Here is a 22,988-nt window from a genome sequence, read left to right as displayed (position 1 = left end):
TTAACCGCATACGTTCCAGAATGGACGCGAGCGAGTCAGCGGATCGGATAGCTTTCAGTCAATGGGACAACGGACATCAATCAGAATTGACTTGGGCGGAAGTAGACACTAAAACCACCGCGATTGCCCGTCAGCTTTTGGCGATGAACGTTGCCCCGCAAGAGAATATTGGGCTTTTTGCTCATAATAGTATGAATTGGTCTTTGGTCGATATCGCGGCACTACAAATCAAAGCCGTGACGGTACCTCTCTATGCCACAAGCAGCATTGATCAAGCCGCCTATATCATTAATGACGCCAACATTAAGATCCTCTTTGTTGGTGCTCAAGAACAATACCAAGTTGCTTGCCAATTACTCACACATTGCCCACAGCTCTCCGCTATCATTGCATTAGACGATAATGTTGCATTAGATGGGCAAGTGGCTAACAGCATGCACTTATCGACATTTATGTCCCTCGCTCAGCCTCAATATCAAGCTGAATTAGATGCGCGAATTGCGGCTCAAAATTTAAGTGATTTATTCACCATTATTTATACCTCGGGCACCACGGGTGAACCGAAAGGGGTGATGCTGGATTACTACAATATGGCAGCCCAGCTTTATCTTCATGACAACCGTTTAGAACTGTCCAAAGACGATGTTTCATTATGTTTCCTACCACTTTCCCACGTTTTTGAACGCGCATGGAGTTTTTATGTCATGCACAGCGGCGCGCGCAATGTCTATTTAACCAATACTAATTTGGTGAAAGAGGCTCTTACTGATGTTAAACCAACGGTGATGTGTGCCGTACCGCGTTTCTATGAGAAAGTTTACAGTGCAGTACAAAGTAAAGTATCGCAATCGCCTTTCATGCGTCGTGCAATTTTCAAATGGGCGATTGCGATAGGGAAACAAAAAGTGAAGGCGATGGCAAAAGGTAAATCACTTTCATTTATCAACAACCGCTTATATGCATTGGCAGATAAGCTGGTTCTGAGCAAAATTCGCCAAGGGCTCGGTGGTCGTATTCGTTTTATGCCAGCGGCGGGCGCGCGTCTCGATGATGATGTGATTGCATTTTTTTTATCTGCGGGTGTGGATATTAAATATGGCTATGGGATGAGTGAAACCTGCGCGACAGTTTCGTGTTGGGAAGCGAATAAATACCCATTAGGCTCTATTGGTACGCCGCTTTCTGCCATTTCTGTGCGTATTGGAGCAAATGACGAGATCCAAGTTAAAGGCCCTGTCGTTATGAAAGGCTACTATAATCGCCCACAAGAAACGATAGATACATTCACGGCTGATGGCTGGTTACGTACAGGGGATGCCGGAAAAATCGATGAGCAGGGCAACTTATATATTACGGATAGACTAAAAGATTTAATGAAAACGTCTAACGGAAAATATATTGCGCCACAGGTTATCGAAGGTGTTTTAGGTCAAGATCGTTTTATTGAGCACATTGCCGTCATTGCCGATGCACGTAAATTTGTCTCTGCGCTGATTGTGCCTTGCTATGACAGCCTTGAAGAGTATGCAAATTCAATTAACTTAAAATACCGTGATCGTTTGGAACTGTTAAAAGATTCTAAAATTGTCGCGTTGTTTGAAGGTCGCCTCAAAGAGCTGCAAAAAAATCTGGAAAACTTCCATCAAGTGAAGCGTTTTACACTGTTACCAAGCAACTTCTCAATGGAGAAAGGGGAATTAACGCCTACACTGAAATTACGCCGTAAAATTATTTCAGAGCGCTACCGATTAGAAATTGAATCCATGTATCAAGAGTAATTTGATATTTAATCATATTTTCCAAGCCCTTCAGGAGTTATCCCTGAAGGGCTTTGTTTTACCTGCTATTTATGTAAAATCGCGTTGCCACTATTTTTGCTTACCTTTTAGTTATTTCCGCTCTATTTTGATTGAAAACTAGTCAATGAATCTGCCGAATTTTCATGTTCAAGACAAAATGAAATCTTCCTTAATTTCTCTGTGAAATCAAATTTGCGTCCCACAAATGGTAGGGATATGTTAATAGCTGAATTTATGACTAACTTAATAAAAATTAAAGAGGGTCGTACGGCTCTCTGTTAACTTGCAAATAGTCTGAGGGCAAACTCATGGAGATGTTGTCGGGAGCAGAAATGGTCGTCAAATCATTGATTGACCAAGGAGTTAAGCACGTATTTGGCTATCCGGGGGGCGCAGTTCTCGATATTTATGATGCACTGCATACCGTGGGTGGCGTAGAGCATATTTTAGTGCGTCACGAACAAGCTGCGGTGCATATGGCAGATGGCTATGCGCGCTCAACAGGGGATGTCGGCGTGGTGTTGGTAACGTCAGGACCTGGCGCAACCAACGCGATAACAGGTATTGCTACCGCATATATGGACTCCGTACCCATGGTGGTTTTATCGGGGCAGGTTGCCAGCTCATTGATTGGGAACGATGCATTCCAAGAGTGCGATATGGTGGGTATTTCGCGCCCAATCGTGAAGCATAGTTTTCTCATTAAACACGCGAAAGAGATCCCTGAAACCATCAAAAAAGCGTTTTATATTGCGGCGAGTGGGCGCCCAGGACCTGTGGTGATCGACTTTCCAAAGGATACGGTGAATCCTGCCGCTAAATTCCCTTATCGCTATCCTGAATCCGTCTCACTGCGCTCATACAATCCGACCTTACAGGGGCACAAAGGTCAAATTAAGAAAGCGCTGACCAAATTAGTCGCAGCGAAGAAGCCCGTGATGTATATCGGTGGCGGTACGATCAATGCCAATTGCTCTGCGGAGCTAATGACATTAGCTGAAAAACTTCAGTTACCCGTGGTATCAACATTGATGGGGCTAGGCGCATTCCCTGAAACTCACCAACAATCTGTGGGTATGCTCGGCATGCATGGTACCTACGAAGCCAATAAAGTGATGCATCATTCTGATGTGATTTTTGCTGTTGGTGTTCGCTTTGACGACCGTACAACCAATAACTTAGAAAAATATTGTCCGAATGCCACTGTGATTCAAATTGATGTGGATCCAACCTCAATTTCGAAAACAGTCAAAGCGGATATTCCTATTGTTGGTGATGCAAAACTCACGTTAGAACAGATGATTGCTCAACTAGACCATGCAGCTGCCGAGCAAGATACTGCGGCACTACAAGCATGGTGGAAGGAAATCGGTATTTGGCGCGAAAAACAGTGTCTAAAATATGCATTAAATCCAAACAAAGTGAAGCCACAACAAGCCATTGAGGCTATTTACCGCTTAACCAACGGTGAAGCCTATGTGACGTCAGATGTGGGGCAACACCAAATGTTCGCTGCGCTTTATTATCCGTTTGATAAACCGCGTCATTGGATTAACTCAGGGGGCTTAGGCACCATGGGCTTTGGTTTACCTGCAGCCTTGGGGGTGAAACTGGCTCACCCGAAATCCACCGTGGTATGCGTGACTGGCGACGGCAGTATTCAGATGAACATCCAAGAGCTTTCGACCGCGCTGCAATATGGTTTGCCGGTGTTGATTTTGAACCTGAATAACGGTTTCCTTGGCATGGTAAAACAGTGGCAGGACATGATTTATCAAGGTCGTCACTCGCAATCCTATATGCAGTCATTGCCGAATTTCACAAAATTAGCTGAGGCTTACGGGCATGTGGGTATTTCAGTCGCATCCCCAGATGAACTTGAAGATAAGCTGAAACAAGCGCTAGTCGAAGTGAATGAAAACCAGCGTCTGGTGTTTGTAGATATTAATATTGATGAAACTGAGCATGTTTACCCAATGCAAATCCGTGGTGGAGCAATGGATGAAATGTGGTTAAGTAAAACGGAGAGGACTTGATCATGCGTCGTATCTTATCAGTGTTATTAGAGAATGAATCAGGGGCACTATCTCGCGTGATTGGGCTTTTTTCACAGCGCGGTTATAACATCGAAAGCTTGACCGTAGCACCGACCGACGATCCGACATTGTCACGGATGACCATCCAGACAAAAGGGGATGCCAAGGTGCTAGAGCAGATTGAAAAGCAGCTACATAAACTGGTGGATGTGCTGCGAGTGAGCGAGCTGACTGCGTCAGCCCATATCGAGCGTGAAATCATGCTAGTGAAGCTGCAAGCCTCCGGTTATGGACGTGATGAAATTAAGCGAAGTGCCGATATTTTCCGTGGGCAAATTGTGGATGTGACACCAACGCTGTACACCGTTCAGCTCGCGGGAACAAGCGATAAACTAGATGCATTTCTTGAAGCTGTGCGTGGTGTTGCTGAAATTGTTGAAGTTGCACGCTCAGGGATCGTTGGCGTTTCTCGTGGCGATAAAATTATGCGATGAAAAATTTATCCGCCGCAGGTAGAATAGAGCGGATTAAAGCCCCGAATGACTCGGGGCTGTTTCCCAAATTGCAAAGAGGTTAACGTGAAACTGGATGAGATAGCCCGTCTAGCGGGTGTTTCCCGCACAACGGCTAGTTATGTGATCAACGGCAAGGCCAAGCAGTATCGAGTCAGCGATAAAACTGTAGAAAAAGTGATGGCAGTCGTCAGAGAGCACAATTACCATCCAAACGCAGTCGCTGCAGGGTTACGCGCAGGTCGCACTCGCTCTATCGGGTTGGTGATCCCTGATCTTGAAAATACGAGCTATACCCGTATAGCCAATTATCTGGAGAGACAGGCTCGTCAGCGCGGATATCAGCTTTTAATTGCGTGTTCAGAAGACCAACCTGACAACGAAATTCGTTGCGTGGAACATTTGCTTCAGCGCCAAGTTGACGCGATTATTGTGTCTACCGCGTTACCTCCTGAACATCCGTTTTATCAGCGTTGGGCAAACCGTTCACTACCTATCATCGCGCTGGATAGAGCATTAGAAAAAGAGCATTTCATTAGCGTGGTCGGTGATGACCAAGAAGATGCGCTGATGATCTCTAAAGAATTACGAAAATTCTCAGCTGAATCGGTCTTGTATCTCGGGGCATTACCTGAACTTTCTGTTAGCTATTTACGTGAGCAAGGTTTCCGTAAGGCATGGGAAGGGGACTCTCGTGAAGTCAATTATCTCTACGCCAATAGTTATGAGCGCGATGCTGCAGCAGATGTTTTCTCTCATTGGCTAGATAGCGGTAACGCGATGCCGGATGCGTTATTTACAACGTCATTTTCTTTGCTGCAAGGCGTGTTGGATGTGGCATTGAAACGCAATGGTCGGTTACCCGAAAATATGGTTATCAGTACTTTTGGTGATAACGAATTGCTGGATTTCCTCGGTTGCCCTGTGCTGTCTCTTGCTCAGCGTCACCGCGATATCGCAGAGCGTATTTTAGAATTGGTATTAGCCAGCCTAGATGAGAAGCAGAAGCCAGAAACTGGAATTCGTCGAATTCGCAGGGACTTATGTCGCCGTGGTAGTTTAGGTCGCAAACAGTAGTGGATAAACCTTACCCAATGGTGAAAAACCAGTTTAATAGTTAGTGATGTTAACCAAGATTCTTAGTAATATATCCGCCCCTATCTATTAGGGGCTTTTTTTTGGTGAAATTTATGGGTGATTGCGATTTTTTTTATTGCGTTATCCTGTAAATATTTCACTTTAGGAGTTTTCCTAATACTTTTTTTGATTATTTTGCATCGATTGTTTTTTTGACAAATTAATTTTTTTTTACCCATAAAAAAACCGATAAATACAATGAGCAAATTATTGTCAGCAAAATAACACTGTGAATTAAAACAGTTATTTAATGTGTTGAAATATAATGATTTTATATTGAAATACGTATTATTTGGTAGTTTTGTTTAAATAATCATCAATAAATGATGATCAAAAGGTAAAAAATAGACACGAAATAAACTGATTAAAAATGAGACGTATATATCATTTACTCAAATTTGTATGATTTTGCAGCAATGAAATAGATTTAAATATGTTTTACCTGCGTTTTATAAATAAGTGAATTATATCAACTCGTTATTTCTCTTTTTCTTTCCAAGTAAGATTTTTTCCCACTTTTTCTTTTCTAAAACGTTCTGTAAATAAAGCTAAAGCTACGTGCGGCTGGCTTGACAACGTTTTCATACCATTCGTAAACTTTATAAGTGGAGAATTGTGGGGTAAAGTGGGGCAGTTGGAAATAAAGGGGAAAAATCAGGTATGTTTCGTGGGGCTACACTGGTTAATCTCGACAGCAAAGGGCGGCTAACCGTGCCTACTCGTTATCGAGGAATGCTGAGCGAGGAATCGAAAGGGCAAATGGTATGTACCATTGACCTTCACCAGCCATGCCTGCTGCTTTATACCTTACCCGAATGGGAAATCATTGAGGAAAAACTATCTAAGTTATCCACCATGAATCCCGCAGAACGTCGAGTACAGCGCCTTTTACTTGGTCATGCCAGTGAATGTCAGATAGACAATGCAGGACGTCTTTTGCTAGCTAGCACGCTGCGTCAACACGCAGGGCTAACAAAAGAGGTCATGTTGGTGGGCCAAATAAATAAATTTGAAATTTGGGATGAACAGATGTGGTACCAGCAAGTGGAAAATGACATCGCTGCTGAGCGTCTAGCCGACGAACCGCTGTCCGCCCGTCTACAGGATTTGTCACTATAACAATGACACAGCAGCAATTTAAACATGTAACAGTACTGCTCGATGAAGCAGTGAACGGCTTAAATCTTAAACCAAATGGTATCTATATTGATGGCACATTTGGTCGCGGTGGACACTCTCGCTTGATTTTAAGCCAACTGGGAGAGCAAGGTCGCTTGATTGCCATTGACCGTGACCCAGAGGCGATTAAAGCCGCTCAAGGAATTGATGACCCACGTTTTATGATTAAGCATGGCCCATTTTCAGCAATTGCAGATTATGTGGAAGAAGAAGGCTTAGTGGGCAAGATTGATGGTGTGTTGCTGGATCTCGGTGTCTCTTCGCCGCAGTTAGATGACCCAGAGCGTGGATTCTCATTTATGCGTGATGGACCACTGGATATGCGAATGGACCCAACGCGTGGTCAATCAGCGCAGCAATGGCTGATGACGGCAGAAGCTGACGACATCGCATGGGTATTAAAAACATTTGGTGAAGAGCGTTTTGCAAAGCGCATCGCAAGAGCCATCGTTGAGCGTAACCATAATCCAGAAGAAGAGCCGCTAACGCGTACGCGTCATTTGGCCGAGCTGATTGCCAAAGTCAGTCCAATTAAAGACCGACATAAGCACCCAGCAACCCGCAGCTTCCAAGCGATTCGTATTTATATCAATAGCGAGCTGGAAGAGATTGAGAAAGCATTAAATGGTGCGATGTCTGTTTTAGCACCTGAAGGGCGTTTATCCGTGATCAGTTTCCATTCATTGGAAGACAGATTAGTAAAACGCTTTATTCGTCAAAACAGTACCGGACCTTCTGTTCCTGCGGGGATCCCGCTGACAGAAGCGCAAATCAAAGAGCTAGGTGCCGCTAAATTACGCGCATTAGGCAAAATGAAGCCTTCCGAGATTGAAGTTGACGAAAACCCACGAGCACGTAGCTCGGTGTTACGTTTTGCAGAGAGAGCGGTAGAGTAATGACACCAGAAAGACACAGTTTAGCCAGAGTCATCGGTCGCGATTTATTTCGTTACGGAATTATTCCGATGATTTTGCTAGCCGCGATAGTGATTAGCGCTGTGTTTGTGGTGACCACCGCTCATGAAACACGACTGCTGACCGCCGCCAAAGATAAGTTGTACGAAGAAAAAGATTTTCTCGATATCGAATGGCGAAACTTGATTCTTGAAGAGAATGCGTTAGCCAGTCACAGCCGTGTTGAGCGTTTATCTGTTGAGAAATTACAAATGGTTCATGTGGAGCCATCCCAAGAAAACATTATTGTTTCCAAGCAATAACGAAGGTTAAGAATGAAAGCAACCAAACCCGCTAAGAACAAGAAAACAGAAGAAGTCACCAGCTTTGTTCGCTGGCGTTTTGTTTTGTTGTGTGGATGTATTGGGTTGGCACTAGCAGGGTTGTTGACTCGCGTTGCGTACCTACAAATTATTGCCCCTGAAAAACTGGTTAAAGAGGGAGATATGCGCTCCCTTCGCGTTCAAGAAGTATCAACGGCTCGAGGAATGATCAGTGACCGTGAAGGTCGCCAATTAGCAGTCAGTGTTCCGGTTAACGCTATCTGGGCTGATCCTAAAGAAGTTTTTGAAAAAGGCGGCGTCAGTAACGATGAACACTGGAAAGCGCTCGCCGATGCATTAGATATTCCTCTTGAGCAAATCACCACCAAAATTTCTGCTAACCCGAAAGGGCGCTTTGTTTACCTCGCTCGTCAAGTTAATCCCTCCATCGGTGAATATGTCCGCAAACTAAAAGTTCCGGGGATCTATTTACGTAAAGAATCTCGCCGATATTACCCATCAGGTCCGGTTACAGCCCACTTATTAGGCGTAACAAATATCGATGGTGAAGGCATTGAAGGGGTGGAAAAAAGCTTTAACCGTTGGTTAAAAGGCTCTCCGGGTGAACGTACGGTACGTAAAGATCGTAATGGACGCGTGATTGAGACCGTCTCTTCCGTCGATAGCCAAGCAGCACATAATTTGATGCTCAGTATTGATGAGCGTATTCAATCTATTGTGTATCGCGAGCTGACGAAAGGCGTTCAAGAGAACAAAGCTGAGTCCGGTGTGGCAATCCTGGTGGATGTGAATACTGGGGAAATTTTAGCGATGGCAAACAGTCCATCCTATAACCCAAATAATCTCGCGGGTACGCCGATGGATTTCATGCGTAACCGTGCTATCACGGATATTTTTGAACCGGGTTCAACCGTGAAGCCACTTGTCGTCATGAGTGCGCTACAAAACAAAATTATAAAAGAAAATACCGTATTAAATACCTATCCGTACCGCGTTAATGGTCATGAAATCAAAGACGTTGCGCGTTACGCAGAGTTATCCATTACGGGTATTTTACAGAAGTCGAGTAACGTTGGTGTTTCAAAATTAGCGTTAGCGATGCCTGCTACAGAGCTGGTGGACGTGTATAGCCGCTTTGGGTTTGGCAAGCCGACTAATCTGGGGTTAGTCGGGGAAAGTAGTGGCATCTTTCCAAGTAAAAAAACACGGTGGTCAGATTTAGAAAGGGCCACCTTTTCTTTCGGGTACGGGCAGATGGTGACTCCATTACAACTTGCGCGTGCCTATGCAACGATCGGTAGTTTTGGGATATATCGCCCGTTATCGATTACTAAAGTCGACCCGCCTGTTCCGGGGACGCGAGTGTTTCCTGAGCCAATAATGCGCACCGTTGTGCATATGATGGAAAGTGTTGCTCTGCCAGGTGGCGGGGGAACACGTGCCGCAATTAAAGGCTATCGTATTGCAATTAAAACAGGTACCGCGAAAAAAGTCGGACCTGAAGGGCGCTATATCAATGAATATATCGCTTATACCGCAGGGGTTGCTCCCGCAAGCAACCCGCGCTATGCCCTCGTTGTGTTAATCAACGATCCAAAAGCCGGTAAGTACTACGGAGGTGCAGTATCTGCACCTATCTTTGGTTCTATCATGGGCGGGGTTTTACGTCTCATGAACGTCGAGCCTGATGCATTGCAAACAGACGATAAAAGTGAAATCGTGAACAGTCAAAAAGAGGTTAAAAGTGGCAGATCGTAATCTTTGTGAACTCCTCGCCCCATTTGGTGTGAGTACAACAAATATCTCTTTACGAGAGATGACGCTAGACAGTCGAAAGGCTGCCGCGGGCGATCTGTTTATTGCTATAAAAGGCCATCAGTCAGATGGTAGACACTATATTCCTCAAGCTATCGCACAAGGGGTTTCTGCGGTTATCGCAGAAGCACAAGGCGAAGCAGAAGAAGGCGAAATTCGCTTTATTCATGGTGTGCCTGTCATTTATCTTAACGACCTAAACAATCGTTTATCCGCATTAGCGGGTGAGTTTTACCACCAACCTTCATCCCAAATGAAATTAGTGGGTGTGACGGGGACCAATGGTAAGACCACCACCACGCAATTAATTGCGCAATGGGCAAAAGGATTAGGCGAAACATCAGCAGTGATGGGAACGGTAGGTAATGGGCTACTGGGGCAAGTTTCTCCAAGCGAGAACACCACAGGCTCCGCTGTTGATATCCAATTAGAACTGACTCAATTACTGAATAAAAAAGCGACGTTGACGGCGATGGAAGTTTCTTCTCATGGCTTGGTGCAAGGTCGTGTTGCTGCGCTGCAATTTGATGCGGCAGTGTTCACTAACTTAAGCCGTGATCATCTTGATTATCATGGTGATATGGCTAACTATGAAGCCGCTAAATGGTTACTGTTTTCTACTCATCAAACCAAAACTCAAATTATTAATGCTGATGATGAAGTCGGGCTGAAGTGGTTGCAGCGTTTGCCGCAAGCTTGTGCGGTGACGATGGAGAATCGTATTCCAGCTAACTGGCAAGGCCCATGGTTAAAAGCCACCGACGTGGATTATCACGATAAAGGCGCAACTATTCATTTCATGTCAAGTTGGGGTGAAGGTTCGTTTGAAAGCCCATTAATGGGGGCGTTTAACGTAAGCAACTTATTGCTGGCGATGGCGACGCTATTGATGATGGATTATCCATTAGAGAAGCTTTTAGCGACAACCGGCGCATTAATGCCAGTCTGTGGCCGTATGGAAGTTTTCAGCGTTGCAGGCAAACCAACTGTGGTTGTGGATTATGCTCATACCCCTGACGCATTAGAAAAAGCGTTAGCGGCTGCGCGTTTACATTGTAAAGGCAAGCTGTGGTGTGTCTTTGGTTGTGGCGGTGATAGAGATAAAGGCAAACGCCCTCTGATGGGTGCTTCTGCTGAACAATACGCTGATAAAGTCGTGATCACCGACGATAACCCTCGCAGCGAAGATCCGCTGGATATTATCAACGACATCATGGCGGGTATTTTGGATTCTAGCCGCGTATTTGCGATCCCAGGGCGCCCAGAAGCCGTTACCAACACTATCTTACAAGCACAACCTGATGATGTGATTTTAGTGGCGGGTAAAGGTCATGAAGATTATCAAATTATTGGTTCTCGCCGTTTAGATTATTCAGACCGCTTGACTGTCGCAAGATTGTTGGGGGTGATGGCATGATCCCGATGACCTTAACCCAGCTGGCACAAATCACTCACGGTCGTATTGAAAAAGCGAGCAATAACGAATTAGCGTTATTAAACGTGAGTACCGATAGCCGTAAAATCGACGCTAGCTGCCTGTTTATTGCCTTAAAAGGCGAGCGTTTTGATGCCCATGATTTTGCCGCTCAAGTGGTGGATGCGGGTGCCGCAGCACTGTTAGTTGACCATCAACTGGAAGTGAGCTGCCCACAGGTGATTGTTGAAGATACGCGTATCGCGATGGGGCAAATCGCCGCTTGGGTTCGCCAACAATCTAAAGCGAGAGTGGTTGGGTTGACTGGCTCTTCCGGCAAAACATCTGTGAAAGAGATGACTGCCTCGATTCTGGCGCAACGCGGTAAAACCTTATATACCGCAGGTAACTTGAATAATGATATTGGTGTTCCACTGACGCTGTTCCGTTTAACGGATGAATACCAATTTGCCGTGATCGAAATGGGGGCTAATCACCCACATGAAATTGAATACACAACCAATATCGTTAAGCCAGAAACTGCATTAGTGAATAACTTATTTGGTGCGCATCTTGCTGGTTTTGGTTCCCCAGAAGGCGTTGCTAAAGCCAAAGGTGAAATCTACCAAGGTCTGCCAGATGAAGGCACGGCGATTGTGAACTTAGATAGCTACTCGGATAAGTGGCAATTTAACCCTCGTCAAACCATTTGGTATTACTCGCTGACTGAAAAAGCGGATTTCTATCCTTCAGATATTCAAATCAAACAGCTGACAACCGATTTTACGCTACATACGCCGGTAGGGCAGGTTGAGATCACATTGCCATTACCGGGTGTACATAACATTGCCAATGTTTTAGCGGCAAGTGCATTAGCCATTTCTGTGGGAGCAACCTTAGAAGATATCAAACAAGGTATAGCTACCACGAAAGCGGTACCTGGGCGTTTATTCCCAGTGAGTTTAAGTGAAACGAAAGTCGTACTGGACGATACCTATAATGCCAATGATGGTTCGATGATTGCAGCGATTAATGTGCTGGCGAAAATGCCGGGCTATCGCATTTTGGTTGTCGGTGACATGGGGGAGCTTGGTGATTATGCCCATGAGTGCCACGAACGTGTTGGTTTAGCCGCGAAGCAAGCGGGTTTGGATAAAGTTCTTAGTGTTGGACAGTTAAGCGAAATCATTAGCCAATCTAGCGAACGTGGTGAGCATTTTACCGCGAAACAAGATTTATTAACCCGACTAATTCCGCTAGCACAGCAGAATGATGTTGTTTCTATTTTAGTTAAAGGTTCACGCAGCTCCGCGATGGAAGATGTCGTGAATGCATTGAAGGAGTGCTTCGAATGTTAGTCTGGTTAGCCGAATTATTGGTTCATAAATTTTCTGCTTTTAACGTCTTCTCCTATTTGACGTTCAGAGCCATTGTCGGTTTGCTGACAGCATTAGTTATTGCTCTGTGGATGGGGCCGCACCTGATAGCTTATTTGCAAAAAATGCAAATTGGGCAAGTGGTACGTAACGAGGGCCCTGAATCTCACTTTAGTAAACGTGGCACGCCAACGATGGGTGGGATTTTAATCCTATTTTCTATCTGCATGTCAGTGCTGTTATGGGCGCGTTTGGATAATCCATACGTCTGGTGTGTGCTGCTGGTTTTAGTGGGCTACGGTATTGTTGGTTTTGTTGATGATTACCGCAAAGTCGTTCGAAAAGACACCCGTGGTTTGATTGCACGTTGGAAATACTTCTGGCAATCAGTATTGGCGCTCGTTGTTGCATTCTCTATGTATGCGATTGGTAAAGATACACCAGCAACTCAGTTAGTGGTTCCATTCTTTAAAGATGTGATGCCGCAATTAGGTGTGCTGTACATTTTACTGGCTTACTTCGTTATCGTTGGAACCAGTAACGCCGTTAACTTAACCGATGGGTTAGACGGTTTAGCGATTATGCCAACCGTGTTTGTTGCCGCAGGTTTTGCGTTAGTCGCATGGGCAACGGGTAACGTTAACTTTGCTAACTATTTACACATTCCATTCTTACCGCACGCGGGGGAATTAGTGATTGTGTGTACGGCGATTGTTGGGGCAGGTTTAGGCTTCTTATGGTTCAACACCTACCCAGCACAAGTATTTATGGGTGATGTAGGCTCTTTGGCATTAGGTGGAGCATTAGGAACTATCGCTGTTTTACTGCGCCAAGAATTCTTATTAGTGATCATGGGCGGTGTGTTTGTGGTTGAAACACTGTCGGTGATTTTACAAGTTGGCTCCTTCAAATTACGTGGTCAACGAATTTTCCGTATGGCACCAATTCACCATCACTATGAATTGAAAGGTTGGCCGGAACCACGCGTTATCGTGCGTTTCTGGATTATCTCTCTCATGTTAGTTCTGATTGGACTAGCAACATTGAAGGTGCGTTAAGATGATTGGTTCACAGGCTCAGCAGTATCAGGGTAAAAACGTAGTGATTATCGGCTTAGGTTTAACCGGTCTTTCCTGCGTTGACTTTTTCCTTGCTCGTGGGGTTGTTCCTCGCGTGATGGATACCCGCGCTGTGCCACCTGGTGTTGATAAACTGCCTGAGAATGTTGTTTGTCATAGTGGCAGCTTAAATAATGAATGGCTGCAACAAGCGGATCTGATTGTTGCCAGCCCAGGCATTGCGTTAGCAACGCCACAGTTACAGGAAGCTGCAAGCAACGGTATTGAAATTGTGGGAGATATTGAGCTGTTCTGCCGTGAGGCGGATGCGCCGATTGTCGCAATCACAGGTTCTAATGGTAAAAGCACGGTAACTTCCCTTGTGGGAGAAATGGCGAAAGCAGCTGGAATTTCCGTTGGTGTGGGCGGGAATATTGGTATTCCTGCAGTTTCTTTGCTCAATCAAGGGCATAGCTTGTTTGTGTTGGAACTGTCTAGCTTCCAATTGGAAACTACGTCTAGCCTACGTGCAGCAGCTGCTACCGTGTTGAATGTGACTGAAGATCATATGGATCGCTATCCATTGGGGCTTGAGCAATATCGCGCAGCAAAATTACGTATTTATGATAATGCGCAACACTGTATTGTGAACGCGCAAGACCCGCTAACGCTCCCACATGACCAGAGTGTTAGCCAATACACCAGTTTTGGTTTAAATAGCGGTGATTACTACTTTGATACGCAAAAACGTGTCTTAGTTGCTCAAGGTGAAGAGGTGTTGGATGTGGCGCAAATGCATCTGACTGGGCAGCATAACTATATGAATGCACTGGCTGCATTAGCCTTAGCTGATACCGTGGCAATCCCGCGTGATGCGAGCCTTAAAGTCTTAAAAGAGTATGCCGGTTTAGTTCATCGCTTCCAGTTGGTCTTTTTCAACCGAGGTGTGCGTTGGATCAACGACTCGAAGGCGACCAATGTGGGCAGTACAGAAGCTGCACTCAATGGGTTACATGTGGATGGTAACATTTACTTATTGTTGGGTGGTGATGGCAAGTCAGCTGATTTTTCTCCGCTCAAAGAATACATTTCGGCAGATAACTACCGTTTATATTGTTTTGGTCGTGACGGTCAGCAATTAGCGGAACTCGCACCAGAAAAATCTGTGCTGACAGATACGATGGAACAGAGTATGCGCCAAATTGCGCCGTTGTTAAAATCGGGCGACATGGTGCTGTTATCCCCTGCATGTGCCAGCTTAGATCAGTTCAAAAGTTTTGAGCAGCGAGGTGATGTTTTTGCTCAACTCGCTAAGGAGTTAGGTTAATGACCATACCGGGTGCTTTGCGTTTAAAAAACTGGATCATCGGTGAAAAGAATGGCGTGATTTCAGGCACGACGCTCTACGACCGTACATTGGTTTGGTTAGCATTCGGTCTGGCGGCAATCGGCTTCATTATGGTTACCTCCGCATCGATGCCTGTAGGACAACGATTAACGGATGACCCATTCTATTTTGCTAAGCGTGACGTGGTGTATTTGGTCGTCGCATTTCTTCTGGTTTTAGGGGTAATGCGGGTCTCGATGGCAACATGGGAAAAATACAGTTTTATTTTGCTGATGGGCGCATTGGGCATGCTGGCAGTGGTGCTGGTGGCTGGTAGTTCCGTCAACGGGGCATCACGTTGGATTGACATCGGTATTGTAAAAATTCAGCCCGCAGAAATTTCGAAATTCGCGTTGTTTTGTTACGTTTCCAGCTATTTAGTTCGTAAGTCAGATGAAGTGCGCACCAAGTTTTTCGGCTTCGTAAAACCGATGTGTATTTTGATCATGATGGCGTTATTGCTGCTGTTGCAGCCAGACTTAGGAACGGTAGTTGTACTGGTTGTGACTACGTTAGGGTTGCTGTTTTTAGCCGGTGCGCGTTTAGCGCCGTTTATCATCGGTATCGCGGCTTGTGGTGTAGGCGTACTGGCTTTGATTGTCTTTGAACCGTATCGTTTGCGCCGCGTGACATCCTTCTTAAACCCGTGGGATGACCCGTTTGGTAGTGGCTATCAGTTAACGCAATCTTTGATGGCGTTTGGTCGAGGCGAGCTACTTGGTCAAGGTCTGGGCAACTCAGTACAGAAATTAGAATATTTACCGGAAGCACACACTGACTTTATTTTCTCCGTACTAGCTGAAGAGCTGGGTTATGTAGGTGTGGTTCTGGTGTTACTGATGGTATTCATGCTGGCGTTTAGAGCGATGATGGTAGGACGTAGAGCGCTACTGACAAAGCAATTATTTGGTGGATATCTCGCGTGTGCCATCGGTATTTGGTTTACCTTCCAAGCATTGGTTAACGTGGGAGCTGCGGCAGGCATGTTGCCAACGAAAGGTTTAACACTCCCGTTAATCAGTTACGGGGGGTCGAGTTTATTAGTGATGTCAGCGGCGATCGCTGTGTTACTTAGAATTGATTATGAAACACGACTTGAGAAAGCTCAGGCGTTTGTAAGGAGTTCCAAATGAGTCAGGCAAAAAAATTACTCGTTATGGCAGGCGGAACTGGGGGACACGTTTTTCCCGGCTTAGCTGTGGCGCATTATTTGCAGGCTCAAGGTTGGGAAATTCGCTGGTTAGGTACTGCGGATCGCATGGAAGCCACCTTAGTACCGAAACACGGTATTGATATTGAGTTTATTCAGATCTCGGGTTTAAGAGGCAAAGGCATTGGTGCATTAATTGGTGCACCTTGGCGTATCTATAAAGCCATTCGCCAAGCGAAAGCGATTATTCAGCGCTATCAACCTGATGCCGTTCTTGGTATGGGCGGCTATGTATCTGGCCCCGGCGGTATCGCGGCTTGGCAATGTGGCGTCCCTGTTGTTCTCCATGAACAAAATGGGATCGCGGGATTAACCAATAAATGGTTATCAAAAATCGCTAAACGTGTTTTACAAGCTTTCCCTGGCGCATTCCCTGAGGCACCCGTTGTAGGTAACCCTGTGCGTGAAGATGTATTGGCATTGCCGGCGCCACAAGAGCGCTTAGCTGGTCGTGAAGGCGCGATACGCGTATTAGTTGTAGGTGGTAGCCAAGGGGCACGAATTTTAAATCAAGTCATGCCTGTAGTCGCTGGAAATGTGAGCAAACAGTTAAATATCTGGCATCAGGCTGGAAAAGGCAGTAAGGAATCGACAGAAGCACTGTATAATGATTGCTTGCAAAATTCAGGCAATTCTGAGTTTAAAGTGACTGAATTTATTGATGATATGGCGCAAGCTTACGCATGGGCTGATATTGTGGTTTGTCGTTCAGGTGCATTAACTGTCAGTGAGATAGCTGCGGCAGGTTTACCTGCGATTTTTGTTCCTTTCCAGCATAAAGACCGCCAACAATATTGGAATGCACTGCCTTTAGAACAAGCAGGGGCTGCGAAGATTATTGAACAACCGCAATTTACACCCGAAGCTGTTGTTGAGTTACTCAACAAGTGGGATAGAGCCGAATTATTGTCGATGGCAGATAAAGCCTATAGCTGTGCCATCACGGATGCAACCGAACGTGTTGCGGCGGTTATTTGCGATGTTGCGAAATAGCCTGACCATACAAAATAGAATGTAGACAGAATTTATAGAGAAGCGAAATACAGTGAATACACAACAGTTAGCGAAATTAAGAACATCGGTGCCAGAAATGCGTAGAGTACGGCACATTCATTTTGTCGGCATCGGTGGTGCTGGCATGGGTGGTATCGCTGAAGTGTTGGCTAACGAAGGTTATGAAATTAGTGGTTCAGATTTAGCACCTAATGCAGTGACTCAGCAACTGACTGAGTTAGGCGCTACTATCTATTTTAACCATCGTCCTGAAAACGTTGAAAACGCAAGTGTGGTAGTCGTTTCTACGGCTATTTCTGCAGAGAACCCTGAAATTCAAGCTGCAAAAGAGCTGCGTATCCCAGTGATTCGCCGTGCTGAAATGCTGGCTGAATTAATGCGTTACCGTCATGGTATCGCAGTGGCGGGAACTCACGGTAAAACAACGACAACGGCAATGATTTCTGGGATTTACGCTCAAGCAGGCTTAGACCCAACATTTGTGAATGGCGGATTAGTGAAATCAGCGGGAACCCATGCTCGCTTAGGTAGCAGCCGTTATTTAATCGCTGAAGCGGACGAAAGTGATGCATCATTTTTGCATTTACAGCCACTTGTTGCAGTTGTGACAAATATTGAAGCTGATCACATGGATACCTATCAGGGCAATTTTGAAAACCTGACAGATACCTTCATCAACTTCCTGCATAACTTGCCATTCTATGGCCGTGCAGTGATGTGTATCGATGACCCAGTGATCCGCTCATTATTACCAAAAATCGGTCGTTACATTACCACTTACGGCTTTAGTGACGATGCGGATGTTCGTATCACCAAGTACGAGCAAAAAGGGAATCAAGGCTTTTTCACGATTGCTCGTGAAGGCATGCCAGAATTAACTGTTGTGCTAAATGCACCTGGTCGCCACAATGCGCTCAATGCAACGGCAGCTGTTGCGGTAGCAACCGAAGAAGGCATCGACGATTTACACATTCTGTCCGCACTCGTGGAATTCCAAGGGACAGGTCGTCGTTTCGATTTCCTAGGTAACTACGCGCTGCGTAATGTGAATGGTAAAGAAGGCGAAGTGATGCTGGTGGATGACTATGGTCACCATCCAACAGAAGTGGATGCCACGATTAAAGCCGCTCGAGCAGGCTGGCCAGATAAACGTATCGTTATGGTTTTCCAGCCTCATCGTTATACGCGTACTCGTGACTTATACGATGATTTCGCAAACGTGCTAGGGCAGGTAGATGTCTTGCTAATGCTGGAAGTTTATTCTGCGGGTGAGAAGCCAGTTCCAGGAGCTGATAGCCGCTCATTATGTCGTACAATCCGCGGTCGTGGGCAGGTTGACCCTATTTTTGTGGCAGAACCTGAACAAGTTTCACATATGCTGGCACAAGTTCTTGATGATAACGACTTAATTTTAGTTCAAGGCGCAGGAAATATTGGTAAAATAGCCAAAAACCTAGCAGAAACGAAATTACAGCCACCGATGGTTGAGGAATAAGCATGACAGAAAAAATCGCGGTTCTCTTTGGCGGCACATCTGCTGAACGTGAAGTGTCACTTCAGTCTGGCAATGCTGTATTGGCGGGATTACGCCAAGCGGGCGTTGATGCGCATCCAATTGATACCCAAGATTTTCCTGTTGTGACATTAAAAGAAGCTGGGTTTGATAAAGCGTTTATCGCCTTACATGGTCGTGGCGGGGAAGACGGTACGATCCAAGGAATGCTTGAGTTTCTGGGGCTTCCATACACCGGCAGTGGCGTAATGGCATCTGCACTGAGTATGGATAAACTACGCACCAAACAACTTTGGCAAGGTGCTGGACTAAGTGTTTCTCCATATATTTCACTTAACAAGCAGAAATATACTAATATTAAAAAAGAGCAGTTAGCTCAGCAAGTTAAGCACTTAGGACTGCCACTTATCGTTAAACCGAGTTTGGAAGGTTCCAGTGTTGGAATGAGCAAAGTTGACGCTCTAGATGCACTGCCAGAAGCCATTGAGCTTGCTTTCCAGTTTGACGATACGTTGTTGATTGAAAAGTGGTTAAGTGGTCCTGAGTATACGGTAGCGGTACTGGGGGACGAAGTTTTGCCTTCGATTCGTATTCAGCCACCGGGTATTTTCTATGATTATGAAGCAAAATATTTGTCCGATGAGACTCAATATTTCTGCCCAAGTGGTTTAACAAGCGACCTTGAAGCGAAACTGGCAGATATCGCAATGCAAGCTTATCAAGCGGTAGGCTGTCGTGGCTGGGGACGGGTTGATGTGATGCAAGATAGTGACGGGGAATTCTATTTGCTCGAAGTAAATACTTCGCCAGGAATGACCAGTCACAGTTTAGTTCCAATGGCTGCGCGTCAAGCAGGTTTGGATTTTTCGCAGTTAGTGGTACGTATTTTGGAATTGGCTAGTTGATATGTCACAGGCAGCGTTAAACGTAAGGCATCATAATCACAATAGCGGTCAGCAAGATGAAGATCCGCGCTCAAGACCAAGTAATGGGGCTTTTCTGGGCGGATTGATTTTCTTCCTGATGGTTGTCGGCACCATTGTGTGGAGCGGCTGGACTGTGATGAACTGGATGAAGGATGCCGATAGGCTGCCAATGTCCAAACTGATATTAACGGGAGAGCGTAACTACACCACCAATGACGATGTGCGAAAGGCAATTTTGTCATTAGGTCAGCCGGGAACCTTTATGACGGTGGATGTGAATGCGATTCAAAACCAAATCAGTATGATGCCGTGGATACGCCAAGTGACAGTGCGTAAACAGTGGCCGGATGAATTAAAAATCCATATTGCGGAGTACAAACCCTACGCAAGATGGAATGACCAAAACATGGTCGACCAAGAAGGGCGCGTATTTACCCTTCCACCAAGTCAAAATGGTAAAGGCGATTATGTGTTGCTGTATGGTCCGCAAGGAAGCCAAACAGAGGTTTTGAAAGAATTTGCTGTGCTAAGTGGTATTTTGGCGAAAAATAACTTGAAACTAAAATCCGTTTCTATGACAGCGCGCCATGCATGGCAGATTATTTTAGATAATGATGTAAGAGTCGAACTTGGGAAAAAAGATGTGTTAGAGCGGTTAAACCGTTTTCTCGAGCTTTATCCGCTCTTACAGCAAACGACTGATAAACGCGTCGACTATGTTGATTTGCGTTATACCAGTGGGGCAGCGGTGGGGTGGGCTCCTCTATTAGTTGACGCACCGCAAGGCTTCCAATAAGACAAATTGCTAATAACTCAAATTAGGCAGATAGGCAGAAGCAAATGATTAAAGCAACGGACAGAAAATTAGTGGTAGGCCTTGAAATTGGAACTTCCAAGGTGTCAGCCCTTGTAGGAGAAATTCTGCCCGATGGTATGGTTAATATTATTGGGGTGGGAAGCTGTCCATCTCGCGGAATGGACAAAGGTGGCGTTAACGATCTTGAGTCGGTTGTTAAATGCGTCCAAAGAGCGATTGACCAAGCTGAATTAATGGCAGATTGCCAAATTTCTTCTGTTTACCTTGCATTATCAGGTAAACATGTGAGCTGCCAAAATGAAATTGGTATGGTGCCAATTTCAGAAGAAGAAGTGACACAAGAAGACGTAGACAGCGTCGTTCATACGGCGAAATCTGTCCGAGTTAAAGACGAACACCGAATTTTGCATGTTATCCCGCAAGAATTCGCGATTGACTACCAAGAAGGCATTAAAAATCCAGTCGGTCTTTCTGGTGTTCGTATGCAAGCTAAAGTTCATCTGATCACTTGCCATAACGATATGGCAAAGAACATTGTGAAAGCTGTTGAGCGTTGCGGGTTAAAAGTTGATCAGCTTATTTTTGCCGGTCTTGCTGCAAGCTACAGTGTGTTGACTGAAGATGAGCGCGAATTAGGTGTCTGTGTTGTTGATGTCGGTGGCGGCACAATGGACATGGCAGTATATACGGGTGGTGCTTTGCGTCATACCAAAGTGATCCCATATGCAGGTAATGTGGTGACAAGTGATATCGCTTACGCATTTGGTACGCCGCCAACAGATGCCGAAGCGATTAAAGTGCGTCACGGTTGTGCAGTCGGTTCGATTGTGAGTAAAGATGAAACGGTGGAAGTACCGAGTGTTGGCGGTCGTCCACCGAGAAGTTTACAGCGTCAAACCTTAGCGGAAGTGATTGAGCCACGGTATACTGAGCTGTTAAATTTAGTGAATGAAGAAATTTTAAATTTACAGGAACAGTTACGCCAGCAAGGTGTCAAACACCACTTAGCGGCAGGGATAGTTTTGACGGGTGGGGCAGCACAGATTGACGGGCTAGTTGAATGCGCTCAAAAAGTGTTCCATACACAGGTCAGAATCGGTACCCCACTTAATATAACAGGATTAACGGATTATGCTCAGGAGCCGTACTACTCCACAGCGGTAGGGCTTCTGCATTACGGTAAAGAAAGCCACCTTGGCGATGATACCGAGACGGAAAAACGTGCTTCAGTTAGTGGGTGGTTTAGTAAGCTCACCAGCTGGCTGAGAAAAGAATTTTAATTTTTATTTAGAAGCATATTATTAGCTTCAATAGTAAGCACAAAACGGAGAGACATTATGTTTGAACCAATGGAGCTAACCAACGATGCGGTGATTAAAGTCATCGGCGTTGGCGGCGGCGGCGGAAATGCCGTTGAACACATGGTACGCGAGCGCATCGAGGGTGTTGAATTCTTCGCAGTCAACACCGACGCACAAGCCCTGCGTAAAACCGCAGTCGGACAAACCATTCAGATCGGTACCGGTATTACTAAAGGTCTGGGTGCGGGTGCAAACCCAGAAGTCGGCCGTAATGCGGCAGAAGAAGACCGTGAAGCACTGCGCAATGCTCTTGATGGCGCAGATATGGTGTTCATCGCTGCAGGCATGGGTGGTGGTACTGGTACGGGTGCAGCGCCAGTCGTTGCTGAAGTGGCTAAAGAATTAGGTATCCTAACCGTTGCTGTCGTGACTAAGCCATTCAATTTCGAAGGCAAAAAGCGTATGGCATTCGCGGAAGCGGGTATCACTGAGCTGTCTAAGCACGTTGACTCGCTGATCACTATCCCTAACGACAAGTTACTGAAAGTACTTGGTCGTGGTATCTCTTTACTGGATGCTTTTGGTGCGGCTAACGACGTATTAAAAGGTGCAGTTCAAGGTATCGCTGAGCTGATCACTCGCCCAGGCTTAATGAACGTGGACTTTGCTGACGTACGTACTGTGATGTCAGAAATGGGCTACGCGATGATGGGTTCAGGTGTCGCTCGTGGCGAAGATAGAGCGGAAGAAGCTGCTGAAATGGCAATTTCTAGCCCACTTCTGGAAGATATCGACCTGTCTGGTGCGCGCGGTGTTCTGGTCAACATCACTGCTGGTTTTGACCTGCGCTTGGATGAGTTTGAAACAGTGGGTAATACCATTCGTGCATTCGCATCAGATAATGCGACTGTCGTAATCGGTACCTCTTTAGACCCAGAAATGCATGAAGAATTGCGCGTGACTGTTGTTGCTACTGGTATTGGTATGGACAAACGTCCAGAAATTACTTTAGTGAGCAATAAAATGTCTCAACAAGCTTCTATGGAGCAACGCTATCAGCAAATGCAAAATAGCATGTCTTCATTAAATGATGAAAAACCAGCTGCAAAAGCCGTTAACGACCAAAATACACAAGTAAATAAAGAGCCGGATTACTTAGATATCCCAGCTTTCTTGCGTAAACAGGCCGATTAATTTTTAATTAGATTGGTTTTTCCGCTTTTTGTGCTAAAATTTTCTACTGGTTATCAATTAAGA

General features: G+C 45.5%; 19 protein-coding genes. All 19 read left to right on the top strand.

The genetic code is table 11. From position 1 onward, the window contains the following. The first annotated feature begins 20 nt into the window (after window positions 1-20). Entirely contained in the window at window positions 21-1,778 is a 1,758-nt protein-coding gene (locus ACIH2S_RS14140) for an AMP-dependent synthetase/ligase (protein ID WP_430247619.1), read from the top strand. 329 nt (window positions 1,779-2,107) lie between these two features. Beyond that, entirely contained in the window at window positions 2,108-3,835 is a 1,728-nt protein-coding gene (gene ilvI, locus ACIH2S_RS14135; protein ID WP_036951210.1) for an acetolactate synthase 3 large subunit, read from the top strand. 2 nt (window positions 3,836-3,837) lie between these two features. Beyond that, window positions 3,838-4,329: an acetolactate synthase small subunit gene (gene ilvN, locus ACIH2S_RS14130; protein WP_036951209.1), complete on the top strand. Its 492-nt coding sequence runs from the start codon at window positions 3,838-3,840 to the stop codon at window positions 4,327-4,329. 84 nt (window positions 4,330-4,413) lie between these two features. Then, the gene (gene cra / locus ACIH2S_RS14125; protein WP_036951208.1) at window positions 4,414-5,424 is read left to right on the top strand and encodes a catabolite repressor/activator; all 1,011 of its coding nucleotides are present in this window, start codon (window positions 4,414-4,416) and stop codon (window positions 5,422-5,424) included. A gap of 720 nt (window positions 5,425-6,144) precedes the next feature. Further along, on the top strand, window positions 6,145-6,603 hold the full coding sequence (gene mraZ / locus ACIH2S_RS14120; RefSeq protein WP_036951207.1) for a division/cell wall cluster transcriptional repressor MraZ: 459 nt from the start codon (window positions 6,145-6,147) through the stop codon (window positions 6,601-6,603). 2 nt (window positions 6,604-6,605) lie between these two features. Continuing rightward, the gene (gene rsmH / locus ACIH2S_RS14115) at window positions 6,606-7,559 is read left to right on the top strand and encodes a 16S rRNA (cytosine(1402)-N(4))-methyltransferase RsmH (protein WP_108478287.1); all 954 of its coding nucleotides are present in this window, start codon (window positions 6,606-6,608) and stop codon (window positions 7,557-7,559) included. Beyond that, window positions 7,559-7,879 (top strand): cell division protein FtsL, encoded by a 321-nt coding sequence (ftsL, locus tag ACIH2S_RS14110; protein ID WP_036951205.1) that lies wholly within the window; start codon window positions 7,559-7,561, stop codon window positions 7,877-7,879. Before rsmH ends, ftsL begins: the two co-directional genes overlap by 1 nt. Before the next feature lie 12 nt (window positions 7,880-7,891). Continuing rightward, a complete protein-coding gene (gene ftsI, locus ACIH2S_RS14105; RefSeq protein WP_036951204.1) occupies window positions 7,892-9,658 on the top strand; it encodes a peptidoglycan glycosyltransferase FtsI in 1,767 nt (588 codons plus the stop codon). Beyond that, a complete protein-coding gene (gene murE / locus ACIH2S_RS14100) occupies window positions 9,645-11,132 on the top strand; it encodes a UDP-N-acetylmuramoyl-L-alanyl-D-glutamate--2,6-diaminopimelate ligase (RefSeq protein ID WP_036951203.1) in 1,488 nt (495 codons plus the stop codon). Before ftsI ends, murE begins: the two co-directional genes overlap by 14 nt. Beyond that, entirely contained in the window at window positions 11,129-12,487 is a 1,359-nt protein-coding gene (murF, locus tag ACIH2S_RS14095) for a UDP-N-acetylmuramoyl-tripeptide--D-alanyl-D-alanine ligase (RefSeq protein WP_108478286.1), read from the top strand. Before murE ends, murF begins: the two co-directional genes overlap by 4 nt. Further along, window positions 12,481-13,563: a phospho-N-acetylmuramoyl-pentapeptide-transferase gene (gene mraY / locus ACIH2S_RS14090; RefSeq protein ID WP_036951201.1), complete on the top strand. Its 1,083-nt coding sequence runs from the start codon at window positions 12,481-12,483 to the stop codon at window positions 13,561-13,563. Before murF ends, mraY begins: the two co-directional genes overlap by 7 nt. A gap of 1 nt (window position 13,564) precedes the next feature. After that, the gene (gene murD, locus ACIH2S_RS14085; protein ID WP_036951200.1) at window positions 13,565-14,890 is read left to right on the top strand and encodes a UDP-N-acetylmuramoyl-L-alanine--D-glutamate ligase; all 1,326 of its coding nucleotides are present in this window, start codon (window positions 13,565-13,567) and stop codon (window positions 14,888-14,890) included. Further along, window positions 14,890-16,083: a cell division protein FtsW gene (gene ftsW, locus ACIH2S_RS14080; protein WP_036951199.1), complete on the top strand. Its 1,194-nt coding sequence runs from the start codon at window positions 14,890-14,892 to the stop codon at window positions 16,081-16,083. The genes murD and ftsW overlap by 1 nt, the downstream gene beginning before the upstream one ends. Continuing rightward, window positions 16,080-17,153 carry an undecaprenyldiphospho-muramoylpentapeptide beta-N-acetylglucosaminyltransferase gene (murG, locus tag ACIH2S_RS14075; protein ID WP_036951198.1) on the top strand — a complete coding sequence of 358 codons (1,074 nt, stop codon included), beginning with the start codon at window positions 16,080-16,082 and terminating at the stop codon, window positions 17,151-17,153. Before ftsW ends, murG begins: the two co-directional genes overlap by 4 nt. A gap of 97 nt (window positions 17,154-17,250) precedes the next feature. Next, entirely contained in the window at window positions 17,251-18,669 is a 1,419-nt protein-coding gene (murC, locus tag ACIH2S_RS14070; protein ID WP_154600130.1) for a UDP-N-acetylmuramate--L-alanine ligase, read from the top strand. A gap of 2 nt (window positions 18,670-18,671) precedes the next feature. Beyond that, window positions 18,672-19,592: a D-alanine--D-alanine ligase gene (locus ACIH2S_RS14065; protein ID WP_036951196.1), complete on the top strand. Its 921-nt coding sequence runs from the start codon at window positions 18,672-18,674 to the stop codon at window positions 19,590-19,592. A gap of 1 nt (window position 19,593) precedes the next feature. Then, window positions 19,594-20,409: a cell division protein FtsQ gene (gene ftsQ / locus ACIH2S_RS14060; protein WP_036951195.1), complete on the top strand. Its 816-nt coding sequence runs from the start codon at window positions 19,594-19,596 to the stop codon at window positions 20,407-20,409. A 44-nt stretch (window positions 20,410-20,453) separates the two neighbouring features. Then, the gene (gene ftsA / locus ACIH2S_RS14055) at window positions 20,454-21,710 is read left to right on the top strand and encodes a cell division protein FtsA (RefSeq protein WP_036951194.1); all 1,257 of its coding nucleotides are present in this window, start codon (window positions 20,454-20,456) and stop codon (window positions 21,708-21,710) included. Between the two features lie 57 nt (window positions 21,711-21,767). Continuing rightward, entirely contained in the window at window positions 21,768-22,925 is a 1,158-nt protein-coding gene (gene ftsZ / locus ACIH2S_RS14050; protein WP_036951193.1) for a cell division protein FtsZ, read from the top strand. Window positions 22,926-22,988: the final 63 nt, after the last annotated feature.

Origin of the sequence: Providencia lanzhouensis (genome assembly GCF_050469745.1) — a bacterium.
Classification (GTDB): domain Bacteria; phylum Pseudomonadota; class Gammaproteobacteria; order Enterobacterales; family Enterobacteriaceae; genus Providencia; species Providencia lanzhouensis.
The sequence above is the reverse complement of the archived record's forward strand: the minus strand, read 5'-3'. Positions and strand labels throughout refer to the sequence as shown.